Origin of the sequence: Streptantibioticus parmotrematis (assembly GCF_019890615.1) — a bacterium.
GTDB lineage: Bacteria > Actinomycetota > Actinomycetes > Streptomycetales > Streptomycetaceae > Streptantibioticus_D > Streptantibioticus_D parmotrematis.
The window spans coordinates 18498-30524 of sequence record NZ_JAINVZ010000034.1; the positions used below are offsets into that span (position 1 = coordinate 18498).

General features: G+C 73.5%; 7 protein-coding genes. 2 read left to right on the forward strand and 5 right to left on the reverse strand.

The features are described 5' to 3' along the window. Positions 1-7: 7 nt before the first annotated feature. From K7472_RS30025 to K7472_RS30035, 3 genes are all read right to left on the reverse strand, one after another. Entirely contained in the window at positions 8-919 is a 912-nt protein-coding gene (locus K7472_RS30025) for a carbohydrate ABC transporter permease (protein ID WP_308014148.1), read from the reverse strand. After that, positions 916-1857 (reverse strand): carbohydrate ABC transporter permease, encoded by a 942-nt coding sequence (locus K7472_RS30030; protein ID WP_308014149.1) that lies wholly within the window; start codon positions 1855-1857, stop codon positions 916-918. Before K7472_RS30030 ends, K7472_RS30025 begins: the two co-directional genes overlap by 4 nt. A 77-nt stretch (positions 1858-1934) precedes the next feature. Next, positions 1935-3236 carry an ABC transporter substrate-binding protein gene (locus K7472_RS30035; protein WP_308014150.1) on the reverse strand — a complete coding sequence of 434 codons (1302 nt, stop codon included), beginning with the start codon at positions 3234-3236 and terminating at the stop codon, positions 1935-1937. 255 nt (positions 3237-3491) lie between these two features. On the opposite strand from K7472_RS30035, the gene K7472_RS30040 reads away from it, so the two are divergent. Then, positions 3492-4766 carry an ROK family transcriptional regulator gene (locus K7472_RS30040; RefSeq protein WP_222982049.1) on the forward strand — a complete coding sequence of 425 codons (1275 nt, stop codon included), beginning with the start codon at positions 3492-3494 and terminating at the stop codon, positions 4764-4766. A gap of 252 nt (positions 4767-5018) precedes the next feature. Further along, positions 5019-7178, forward strand: a complete 2160-nt coding sequence (locus K7472_RS30045; protein ID WP_222982051.1) for an ATP-binding SpoIIE family protein phosphatase — start codon at positions 5019-5021, stop codon at positions 7176-7178. Between the two features lie 57 nt (positions 7179-7235). Here K7472_RS30045 and K7472_RS30050 read toward each other — a convergent pair whose 3' ends face one another. Continuing rightward, positions 7236-8420 carry a beta-ketoacyl-[acyl-carrier-protein] synthase family protein gene (locus K7472_RS30050; RefSeq protein WP_222982053.1) on the reverse strand — a complete coding sequence of 395 codons (1185 nt, stop codon included), beginning with the start codon at positions 8418-8420 and terminating at the stop codon, positions 7236-7238. A gap of 259 nt (positions 8421-8679) precedes the next feature. After that, positions 8680-11919 carry an AfsR/SARP family transcriptional regulator gene (locus K7472_RS30055; RefSeq protein WP_222982055.1) on the reverse strand — a complete coding sequence of 1080 codons (3240 nt, stop codon included), beginning with the start codon at positions 11917-11919 and terminating at the stop codon, positions 8680-8682. Positions 11920-12027 lie beyond the last annotated feature (108 nt).

Genomic DNA, 12027 nt, shown 5'->3' on the forward strand with positions numbered 1-12027 from the left:
GGGCGCCTCACTTGACGCTCCCGGAGATCAGGCCGGAGCGCCAGAACCGTTGCAGGGTCAGGAAGAGCACGACCAGGGGGATCACCGAGATCAACGCGGCCGTGACGACCACGTTGAACGGCACGGCGTTCCCGATGCCGCGCTGCGACTGCCAGCCGACGATGCCGACGGTGACCGGTTGCAGCCGGTCGTCGGCGAGCATCAGCACGGGCAGCAGGTAGTTGGTCCAGATGCTGACGAACTGGAACAGGAAGATGGTGACGAGCGCCGGTGACATCACCCGCAGCGCGATGGTGGCGAAGATCCGCGTCTCGCCCGCGCCGTCGATCCGCCCGGCCTCCAGCAGCTCGTCGGGCACCGAGGCACCGGCGTAGATCCGCGCCAGGTAGACGCCGAACGGGCTCACCACGCTGGGCAGCAGCACGCCCCAGTAGGTGTTGACCAGATGCACCGGCGAGAACATCAGGTACAGCGGGATCGCCAGCAGCGGCTGCGGCACGAGCACCGCGGCGAGCACCACGTTGAAGGCGAACTCCCGCCCTCTGAACGGGTACTTGGCGAGGGCGTACCCGGCGAGCGCCGAGATCAGGGTGCCGGCCGCCGCGCCGCCGACGGCGTACAGCGCGCTGTTGAGCAGCCAGCGCCAGAAGATGCCGCCCTGCTGGGCGAAGACCGCCCGGACGTTGCCGAAGAAGGCGAAGTGGCCACCGAACCAGAAGCCGTTGCCGGAGAACAGGCCGGAGCTGGTCTTCGTGGAGGCGACCAGCAGCCACCACACCGGGAAGAGGAAGTAGACCGCGGCCAGCACCATCACGCCGAGCACCAGCCACCGCGAGAGCGCGAGCGGCGTACGCGGCCGGTCCGGCGGTGTGGTGGTCGTCCCGTTGTCGGGCCGTACGGGAGTCTCGGTGGCGGTCACAGCGCGGCCCCCCGCCGCTGCACCAGGCGCAGGAAGCCGAAGGACAGCACGAAGGCCAGCAGCGCGAGGATCACCGACTCGGTCGCGGCGTAGTCGAAGTTCCCCGCGTCGACCGCGTCGTAGGCGGCGAAGATGGGGGTGTAGTCGCTGCTCAGGTTGGGCGCGACGTTGTGCAGGATGGCGGGCTCGTTGTAGAGCTGGGCCGTGCCGATGATCGAGAAGACGGTGGTCAGCACCAGCGCCGGGCGCACCAGCGGGATCTTGATCCGCCACGCGATGCCGAACGCCGAGCAGCCGTCCATGGTCGCCGCCTCGCTCAGCTCCGGCGGGATGGCCTGGAGGGCGGAGTAGATGATGAGCATGTTGTAGCCGGTCCACCCCCAGGTGAGCATGTTGCCGATGGTGGGGGCGAGCAGGCTGTTGGACGTCAGGTCCAGGTGCAGGCCGACGTGGTGGGCGGCGGCGGTGATGGGGCTGAGCCCGGGGGCCACCAGGAACGACCACATGAGGGCGCCGATGACCCCGGGCAGCGCGTAGGGCAGGAAGAACGCCAGGCGGAAGAACCGCTTGAACAGCGTGCGCCTGGCGTCCAGCAGCAGCGCGAGGGTGAGCGAGAGGGCGAGCATCACCGGCACCTGGACGACCCCGATGAGCAGCACCCGCAGCAACGAGCCACGGAAACCCGAATCGTCCAGCGCGGCGCGGTAGTTGGCGAGCCCCGCGAACACCTTGGTGGGCGCGGACAGTCCGAGCCCGGAGCGGTGTTCCTGGAACAGGCTCTGGTAGACGGTGTAGCCGATGGGCGCCAGGTACATGGCCGCGAACAGGATCCCGAAGGGCGCCAGGAACGTCAGGGCGGTCCTGGCGCGGCGGCGCGAGTGCCGCGACGTGCGGCCCGGTGGCGCGCCCGCGGTGGTGGGTGGTGCTGCGGTGGTCACGGTTGCGGTCCTTTCGCGGCCCCGCTCGGGGGCGGTACGGCGTACGGCAGTTCTGCGCGACGGGGTCGGGACCCTCGTCAGCCGGCGGTGGCGCTCAGGCCCTGGTGCTTCATCTCCGAGAGCGTCTTGTCCTGCACCCCGGCCAGCATCGACGGCAGGGTGGAACCCCCGGTGCCCACGCTGCCGAGGCCGTCACCGAGGTCGGTGGAGGTCTGCGTCATCGTCGGACCCCACTGCCAACTGGTGTCGATGCGGGCGGACTCCGCCTTGAAGACGTCGTAGATCCTCTGCCCGCCGTAGAAGGCGTCCGGCTGGGAGAGCGCGGGGCTGGTCAGGCCGGAGGTCGCGGCCGGGTAGATGCCGGTCACCTTCACCAGGTTGTCGACGCTGGCCGCGTCGGTGCTCATCCACATCGCGAACTCGGTGGCCTCCTTGGGGTGTTGGCACCCCTTCATGACCACCGTCGCGGAGCCTCCGTCGTCGCCGTATGCGGGCTGCGCCGCGTTCCACACCGGCATCGGGGCGACGGCCCACTTGCCCGAGGTCGACTTCACGCTCGACGCCAGGATCGGCGCGTCCCACACCGCGTTGACGTCCGAGAGGACCGTGCCGCTTCCCATGTCCTTGTAGAGCGACGGGTCGAAGCTCGGGTCGGTCTTGAGGAGCTTCTTGTCCAGCAGCCCCTGCCAGTAGTTCGCCACCTTGTCGTTGGCCGCGCTGTCGAGCGACACGTGCCAGCTGTTCCCCCCGGTGCCGAACCACTTGGCGCCCGCCTGCCAGGCCAGGCCCGCGTAGTTGTACGCGTCGTTGCCGAAGTCGCCCAGGTAGACGCCGGGATCGGCACGGTGCACCTTCGCGGCGTCGGCCGCGTACTCGGCCCAGGTGGCCGGCGGCTTGTCGATGCCGTACTTGGCGAACAGGTCCTTGCGGTACAGCAGCGCCATCGGCGCGGTGTCCACGGGCGCGCCGTAGGTCCTGCCGTCGATGGTGACCTGGTTCCAGGTCCAGGCGGCGAAGTCGTCCTTGTCGGGGGCCGCGTACTGGGAGACGTCCTGGAGCGCACCGGCCGCCGCGAAGCTCGGCAGGGTCTCGTAGCCGACCATCGCCAGGCACGGCGCGTTGCCCGCCTTGGCGGCGGTCAGCATCTTGGTGTAGCCGCCCTTGGCGCCCGAGGCGGTCTTGTCGAAGGAGACCTGGATGTCCGGGTGCGTCTTGTCGAACAGGGCCACGGACTGGTCGTAGCCGGGCGCCCACCCCCAGAAGTCCAGCTTCACCTTGCCGGAGGCCTTGGCGCTCCCGCTGTCACTCGCCCCGCAGCCCGCCACGGCGGTCATCGTCACGAAGGCGACCGCTGCCGCCGCCGCGCGTATCCATCGCACCTTCACCGTCGGTCTCCTTCAGGTCCCCAGCCCCCGGGGGCTGATTAGTTTGAGTAGGATCTAAACTAAGTCTGCCGAAGTCAACAGGGTGGACGAAAGAATCAGACACGGGAATCGGACAGAAGCGGGGCGGAGCCCGCGGCCCGGGGGCGGCGCTCAAGCGGCCGCCCGAGGGCCCGAGTTGGCGGCGGAGCGGCGCCCTCCTGGAGACTTGGCCGGGGGCGGAGCCTCCCGGAGACGACGAGGAGCAGGCTGGTGAAGGCGGATCTACGCGGCGCGGGCGTACGGCACCTGGCGATGGCGGCGCCCTCCGGGGCGTCCGACCGCGCCTCGGTGCGCAGGGCCAACCTGGGCCTGGTGCTGCGTCTGCTGCGGGACGCGGGCGCCCGCCCGCGCACCCGCATCGCCGCCGAGACCGGCCTGCCCAAGGCCACGATCACCAACCTGATCGCAGAACTGGTCCAGAACGGCCTGGTCCGCGAGGGCCGGACCGAGCGGGACGGCTCGATCGGCCGCCCCGGCCTCACGGTGGAACTCGACGGCCGCGCGATCTGCGGCATCGGCGTCGAGATCAACGTCGACTACCTCAGCCTGATCGCGCTGAACCTGCGCGGCGACGTGATCGTGGAGCGGCGCGTCCCCCTCGACGTACCGGGGACCGAGGCCGCGGTGGTCCTCGACACCACCGCCGCGGTGATCCGCGAGACCCTGGACACGCTGCGCGCACGCGGAGCCCGGGCGGTCGGGGTGACGCTCGCCGCGCCCGGGGTGATCGACCCGGACACCGGGGTCGTCGGCTACGCGCCGAACATCGGCTGGCGCCAGGTCGCCGCGCTCGACGGGCTGCGCGACCGCCTCGGCCCCGGTGCCCCCCCGCTGGGCATGGAGAACGACGCCAAGCTGGGCGCGGTCGCCGAGTACCTGCTCGCCTCGGCCGCCGACATCCACGACCTGATCTACGTCACCGGTGAGACCGGCGTCGGCGGCGGCATCATCTCCAGCGGCCAACTCCTGCGCGGCTCGGCCGGGTTCGCCGGCGAGATCGGCCACATGCCGCTCGACCCCACCGGATTCCCCTGCGCCTGCGGCCGCCGCGGCTGCTGGGAGACCATGGTCGGGCTGTCCGCCCTGCTGCGCTTCGCGGCCGACCCCGACGACGTCGTCCGCGATCCCGCCGTCGACCTCGAACAGCGGCTGGCCGACCTGCGCGACCGCGCCGCGTCGGGCGACCCCCGCACCCTGGGCGCGCTGGACCGGGTGGCCGACAGCCTGGGCCTGGGCCTCGCGCTCCTCGCGGACGTCCTCAACCCCCGGGCGATCGTGCTGGGCGGCCACTTCGCCTACTTCGGCGACTTCCTGCTGGAGCGCGTCCGGTCCGTCCTCGACGAACGCGTGATGGCCCCCGACGTCGGCGGCTGCGAGATCATGCTCTCCACCCTGGGTTTCACCGCGGCGGCCCGCGGTGGCGCGTACCACGCCCTGGAGCCGGTCTACCGGGACCCGAGCGGGGCGACGGCGGCGCTGGGGTGAGGGAACGGGCTCCTCGCGGCATCGAGGCCGCGGGGGTCCCCCCGGCCTCCGGTCGGCCCGCTGACCTGGGATTCTCCCGGGGTTGCGGAGGCGGCCGGGTTCACGTACCGGCTCCCCGTACCGCGTGATCCGTTGATGGGCGAAGCGACCCCCGGTGTTGTTCAATGAGGTGTGCGGTCAGGGATCTCGGGGCTCCGCCGCACGGGTCCGAGTACGCCGTGGCACCGCGCCGGGGGCTGCTGAGAGAGCCGTATGGACTCCACACCTTCGTCCTCGTCCTCCTCGCCGTTCGACCTGGTCAGCGGCGCCCTGGGGCGCTACATCCCACGCCGTGCGGCCGCCGCCGGTCCCGGGGACCCCTCGGGCGGCGATCCCGCCGGTGCGCCGGGAGCGCCCGACGACCCGGAAGCGGGCCCCGCGGACCAGATCCTCGGCGCGGTCAACCTGGACCGGGACCTGAGGATCACCGGCCGCAACCTGGACGCTCCCGTCTTCGCGGGCCTGGACGCCGCGATCGGCAGCCCCTTCGTCGACCTCCTGCCTCCGGGGGACGTCCCCACGGTCACGCGGCGCCTGCGGCAGGTCCTTCAGACCGGTCAGGCGCACGTCGCCCGGATCCAGCGCCTGCACCGCGGCGACGGGACCGAGCTGGTGGTCTCGATGAGCATCCTGCCCGCCGCGGCGTCCCAGGAGGGCCTGACCGTCTCCCTGATCGCCATGGCCAGGCGGCTGCACCTGTACGCCGCCGAGACCGCGATCGGCACCTCGCTCGACATCGGCGACACCGCGCACTCGCTGGCGCAGTCCCTGCTGGCCTGGGGAGAGGTGGCCGCCGTGGACCTCGACTTCGCCGTCTGGACGGGCGAGGGGGTCACCGGACACGGGCAGGGGCGCATCCGGCTGCGGCGGGCGGCCCTGGTGCCGGACCGGGCGTGGCCCGAGGGCTACGTGACGGAGGGCGAGGACCTGCCCGCTGACGCGAGCCGCCTGCTGGCCCAGGCGGTACGGCGGGACGACGCCCCGCAGGCCATCGTCATCCCCGACCGGGAGGCGGTCGAGCGGGTGCTCGGCAGCCCGCGGGTGCTGCGCGCCCTGGTGCCCGGAGTCCGCTCGGTGGGCGTGGCGTGCGTGCCGCTGGTCCTGGACGGCGTGCCGCCCGTCGTGCTGGGCGTGGCCGAGGTGTGGCGGCGCTCCGACATCCCCTTCCGCGACAGCGAGCTGCTGGACCTCCAGGAACTGGTGGCCAGGACCGCCCACCACGTGGACCTCGCCCGCCAGCACCAGCGCGAGCACACGCAGGTGCTGGCGTTGCAGCGCCGCCTGCTGCCCAGGACCGGCGGCGACACCGTCGAGGTCGCCAGCGTCTACCAGCCCGCCACCCCCGACAGCGCGGGCGTCGGCGGCGACTGGGTGAACAGCTTCCCGCTGCCGGACGGCCGTACCGCGCTGGTGGTCGGCGACGTCGTCGGGCACGGCCTGGGAGCCGCCGCGACGATGGGCCAGCTGAGCATGGAGGCCCGCGCGCTGCTGTCCGCCGGGCTCGCCCCCGACGAGGTGCTCGAACACCTGGACGAGACCGTGACGCTGCTGGACGACGCGGAGTCCGGACTGGCGGCCGGCTACAGCGCCCTCGGGTCGACCTGCTGCATCGTCCTGTACGACCCGGTCAGCCATGAGGTGGCGCTGGCCAGCGCGGGCCACCTTCCGCCGATCCTGGTCTCCCCGGAAGGGGACGCCGCCCCGCTGGAGATCCGCCCGCACCCCGGTCTCGGTGCCGAGTTCGCGCTGCGGGAGCCGTTCGAGGTGCACACGTTCGCCGCGCCTCCCGGCTCCCTGCTCGCCCTGTGCACCGACGGCCTGGTGGAGGATCCGGCGGTGCCGATCGACGAGGGCATCGCCAGGCTGGCGGACGCCGTCTCCCGGGTGCACCCCTGGGACGGCCTGCAGCAGGCCGCGCGCAACGTCGTCACCGAGCTCGCCCCCGCCCGTCAGCGCGACGACGTGACCTTGCTGCTCGCGCGGATGATCGGCTACCGCAAGGAGGACTCCGCCACCTGGCGGCTGCCCGCCCGTGACGACGCCCCCGCCCGGGCCCGCGCACACGTCCGCGCGCTGCTGCGGCGCTGGGACACCAGGCAGCAGACCAGGGACAACGCGATGCTGCTGGTCGACGAGCTGGTCACGAACGTGGTCCGCTTCGCCACGGGTCCCGTCACGGTACGGCTGATCAGGACCGGGGACGGACTGCTGTGCGAGGTGGGCGACACCGGCAACGGCAGGCCGCGCCTGGGCCGGGGCGGGCTCCTCGACGACAGCGGCCGCGGCCTGCACGTCGTGCACCGGCTCACCACCCGGTGGGGGGTGCGGTGGACGGACGCCGGCAAGGTGGTCTGGGCGGAGATCGCGAGGTGAGGCCGCCCGCCCGGCGCCGTCGCGGTTACCGTACGGCCTGTCCCCGCGTCGTCGGGCCTACAGCCACTCGCCCTCCAGCGCGGTGGCGGTCAGGCCCGGCGCCGCCGCGTACAGGACGGCCCGGTCGCCCGGCTTCTGCCCGGCGTCGTACGCCCGCCGCATGATGTCGAAGACGGCGGCGCCGCCGCGGTTGCCGGTGGTGTAGCTCGCCCGGCTGTGCTCCAGCAGTCCCGCCGGCCACTCCTCGGGCATCGTCTGCTCCATGTACTCCAGCACCCGGGTCCCGCCGGGGTGCGCCAGCAGCACGTCGGGGTGCCAGGAGCCGGGGTCGTCCTGGTGACGGACCCGCAGCCACTCCCACATCGCGGTGACCGTCTCCTGCACGGCGCGGGGCCCGCGCCGGTCCATCACGAAGTGGGCGCCGTCCGCCCGGGTGTCCAGGCGGTGCAGGTCCTGCGTGCCGGGCAGGGTGTGGTGCCAGGCGGCGTCCAGCCGCAGCACCGACTCGCGCCGCGGGCGGCCGGTGACCACCGCGGCGACCGCGGTGTCCGCGAACAGCAGCCGGACGATCAGGGACTCCAGGGTGTCGTCGGCGGGCTGGTAGGTGGTGCTCAGCGCCTCCGAGATCACGACGAGGACCACCCGGTCCGGGTCCGCGGCCACCAGGTCCGCCGCGAGCGCCAGCGAGCGGGTCCCCGCGATGCACGCCCACTGCGTGGCCGGCAGCAGCATCACGTCGTCGCGGAGCGGGAGTTCGTTGGCCAGGGCGACGTCGAGGCCCGGCAGCGCCGGGGTGGTGGAGTGACTGGTGATCAGGCAGTCGACGTCGGAGGCGTCGAGACCGGCGCTCTGCAGGGCGCCGCGCGCCGCGCGCTCCCCGTAGGACCGCACGGCCTCCCAGGCCGGGGCGGTGCGCTCCTGCACGGTCTGCGGCGCGGGTATCGCCTCGAGGGCGGCGATCGCACGGTCCACGTCCTGTTGACCGAACCCGTCGCGCGCCAGCGCCTCCCGGGCCGCTTCGGTGCCGACGCCGCGCAGGGCGCCGCCCGCGCCGGGCGCGACGGCGGCCTCCAGCGGCAGCATCCACCCGCGGCGCTCGATGCCGGTGCTCGCCGCGATGCGGTCGATCCGCGGCGCCCACGCCGCGTCCGGGTGCTGGTCGCGCACCTGGGCCACGACCTGGCTGGTCTCCACGGCGTGCTCGCCGTTGATCACGGCGGGAGGGCAGAGGTATGCGGCCATCGCGAGGCACCTTTCTGGGGAAAGCGCGGGAATGCCACGAGCGCTGTGTCGTGGATCACTTCGGGGTGTCCTGTCCGGGAGCTCGCCGGTGTGATCCGCTTCGCGGCGTGTTGTCCGTTTCAAGGATGGCCATCAAAAGGACATTTGCGCTGTGATGTAGACAACTTGGGCGGCCTTTGTGTACGTGACACAGCACACACCGCCGGACCCGCCTCCGCCCGCCTGACGTGGCGCCAGGGCAACAGTCCGACGTCCGGGGCTACTTGAGCCGGTCCTCGACTCTCCGGACGTCGGGGGCCATGCCCAGGAGCCGGAAGATGTCGAGGGCCTGGTGCAGATGGGACGTGCCCTCGGCGGTGTGGCCGGTGTCGAGCAGGATCCCCCCGACGCCCTCCAGGGCCGCGGCCTCGTCGTCGCGCTTGTCCAGTTCGCGGTTCATCCCGACGGCCTGCCGGTACGCACCGAGGGCTTCCCCGGTGCGGCCCGCGGCCCGCAGGGCGGCCGCGTAGTGGGTCAGAGTCCACGCCTCGTTGCCGCGTTCGCCTGACTCGCGGAAGCCGCGCAGCGCCTCGTCCAGGTCGGCCAGCGCGCCCGTGTGGTCGCCCACCAGGCTCTTGACGGTGCCCAGATGGGTCGAGGCGATGGCCTGGCCGCTCGGCTGGTCGAGCCGCCGGTACAGCAGCAGGGCCCGGGTGAGGTCCTCGGTGGCTCCGGCGTGGTCCCGGGTGAGGTAGCGGACGGTGCCCCGCTCGGTGAGCGTACTGGCCTGCCCGAGCGGGTTGTCGAGCCTGCGGTAGAGCCGCAGGGCCCGCCCGCCCGCTTCCTCCGCGCCCGGGTAGTCGCCGGTGCGCCGCCTGACGATGGCCAGCGCGGTCAGGGCGTTGGCCTGCCCCAGCGGGTTGTCCAGCCTGCCGCAGAGCAGCAGCGCCCGGTCGAAGTCCTCCGCGGCCTCCTGGTAGTCGCCGGTGAGGAAGCGCACCGCGCCCAACTCCCGCAGTGCCAGGGCCTGCCCGGCCTCGTTGCCGACCTGCCGGTGCAGGCGCAGGCCGCGGGTGAGGTCGGCGGCGGCGTCGGAGTAGTCGCCGGTGAGCTGCCGCACCCGGCCCAGCACCATCAGGGCGTTCGCCTGGCCGAGCGCGTTGTCCAGCAGGCCGTACAGCCGCAGGGCCCGAGTACAGGCCCGCGTGGCGCCGGGGTAGTCCGCGGTGTGCATGCGGACCCGGCCCAGTTCGGTGAGGGCGTTGGCCTGCCCGAGCGGCCGGTCCAGGTCCCGGTACAGGTCGAGGGCCCGGGTCAGCGAATCGATCGCGCCGGAGTACTCCCCGGTCAGCTGCCGCAGGCGGCCCACCTCGACCAGCGCCGCGGCCCGGCCGCGGGGGTCGTGACCGGTACCAGCCAGGTCCGCGGCGGCGGCGTGCAGTTCCAGGGCCCGCGGCCAGGGACCCCGGTGGTACAGGTACGAGGCGAGCGCCGCGGGCGGGGCGACCGCGCCGTCGGGACCGGCGTGCGCGGCGGCCTGCCGGCTCGCCGCGAGCAGGTTGTCGATCTCGGCGGCCATCCAGCGCTCCGCCGCCTCGCGGTCGTTGAGCGAAGGGTGGTGGCGCGGGGCCGGGGCGGGGGCCGGGTGATCGGCCGGCAGGGTGCGCAGATGGCGGTCGGCCGATCCCGCGGTGTGCCGGTAGTAGGCGAAGAGCCGCTCCAGCGCCGCCCGTCGGCCGGGCCCGGCCTCCTCGTGCGCGGCACGGCTACGGGCGTACTCCCGCAGCAGATCGTGCAGCCGGAACCGGCCCGGGGCCGACTCGGACAGCAGATTGTGGTCCACCAGCTCGTACAGCAGGCGCCGGGCGGCCCTGAGACCGACGTCCAGCAGCGCGGCGGCCGCGTAGGCGTCCAGGTCCGGGCCCGGCACGTGTCCGAGGCGGCGGAAGAGCGTCCGCTGCTCGGCGGACAGGTGGTGGTACGACATGTCGAAGGTCGCGGCCAGATTGCGCTCGCCGTCGTCGAAAGCCTCCAACTCCGCCTGGTCATCGCGCAGTTCGGCCAGCAGGTCGTCCAGCTGCCAGGTGCGGCGATGCCGCAGCAGGGCGGCGGCGACCCGCAGCGCCAGGGGAAGCCGTCCGCACAGCTCGACCGCCTGCCGCAGCCGCTCGTCACCGGCGGCCAGCCGCTTCACGCCGGCCGTCGTGCGGAACAGCTCGGTCGCGTCGGCGACCGGCAGGGTTCCCAGGCTCAGCGCCTCGGCGTCGTCCAGCGCCTTGAGCCGCCTGCGGCTGGTGACCAGCACCAGGCATCCGGCGTGCCCCGGCAGCAGGGCCCGCGCCTGGGCCTCGTCGGCGACGTCGTCCAGCACGATCAGGGTGCGGGTGCCGGAGAGCAGGGCCCGGTACCTGGCCGCGCGCGCGTCGAGATCGTTCGGGACGCTGCGCGGGGGCAGGCCGAGCGTGGCCAGCGCGGTGCCCAGGGCGTCGAAGGCGGTGCGCGGGGAGGCGTCCGCGCTGTGGGTGCGCAGCTCCAGGTACAGCTGGCCGTCGGGGAACCGGTCGGCCAGGCGGTGCGCGGCGTGGACCGCCAGAGCCGTCTTGCCCACCCCGCCCATCCCGTCGATCGCGCAGATCACCGGAGCGCCGGGACGGTCTCCCGCCCGGACCCGGCCCGCCAGCCGGGCCAGCTCGGCGAGTTCGCCCGCGCGTCCGGTGAACGCGCCGGTGTCGACGGGAAGATGACGGCGGGGAGGGTCCGAAGGGGCCGGACCGTCCGCCGCCCGCCCGGCCAGCGCGTCACTGTGGGCCCGGCGCAGGGCGGGCGTGGGCAGTCGGCCCTCGCGGATGAGGGAACGCTCCGCGTGCGACGCCATCCGCGCGGCCTCCGCGGTCCGCCCGGCGCCGGTGAGCGCCCGGACCAGAGCGGCGGTGACCGCCTCGTCACCGGGGTGCCCCACCGCCAGGTCGTGCAGGAGCGCCACGGCCTCGGCGGGGCGGTCCAGCTCCCCCTCGATCTCGGCGAGCGTCAGGGCGGCTTCACGCCGTCGGCCCTCCAGCCGCTCGGCGTGCTGACGTAAGTACGGGGTGTCCAGGCCGTCGAGGGGACGGCCACGCCACAGGGCGAGCGCCTCGCGCAGCCGGTCCGCCGCGATCCCGGACTCCCGCTCCCGACGGGCGGCGCGGGCCTGCTCCACCAGGACGGCGAACCGCTCGGTGTCCAGGAGGGCGGGGTCGACCTGCACGCTGAAGCCGGGCCGCCGGGCCAGGAGCCGGATCCGGTCGCCGACCGGCTCCAGCGCCCTGCGCAGGCCCGAGGCGTAGTTGGCGATCTGCCGGTCGACGGTGTCCGGAGGGACCGAGGGCCAGGCCCACTCGGCCAGGTCGGCGCGCGGCACGGTACGGCCGTGGTGGAGGAGCAGGACCGCCAGGAGGCAGGTGCGGCGCCGGCTGCCCAATGGGAGCGGCACACCGTGATGCCGGATGGTCAAGTCGCCGAGCAGTCCGATACTCAGGCTCATCGCTTCCGCCCCCCCTGCTCCGGTCACCGATGTCCCGCGCCTCGCCTCAGCGCCTCACCAGCCGTGCGGCGCGTGGACTCACCAGCCGTGCGGCGCGTGGGCGCTCCA

Excerpts from the sequence above, each read along its gene's own strand:
- K7472_RS30045 (WP_222982051.1), top strand. The coding sequence starts at position 5,019 with ATGGACTCCACACCTTCGTCCTCGTCCTCCTCGCCGTTCGACCTGGTC.
- K7472_RS30055 (WP_222982055.1), bottom strand. The coding sequence starts at position 11,919 with ATGAGCCTGAGTATCGGACTGCTCGGCGACTTGACCATCCGGCATCAC.
- K7472_RS30050 (WP_222982053.1), bottom strand. The coding sequence starts at position 8,420 with ATGGCCGCATACCTCTGCCCTCCCGCCGTGATCAACGGCGAGCACGCC.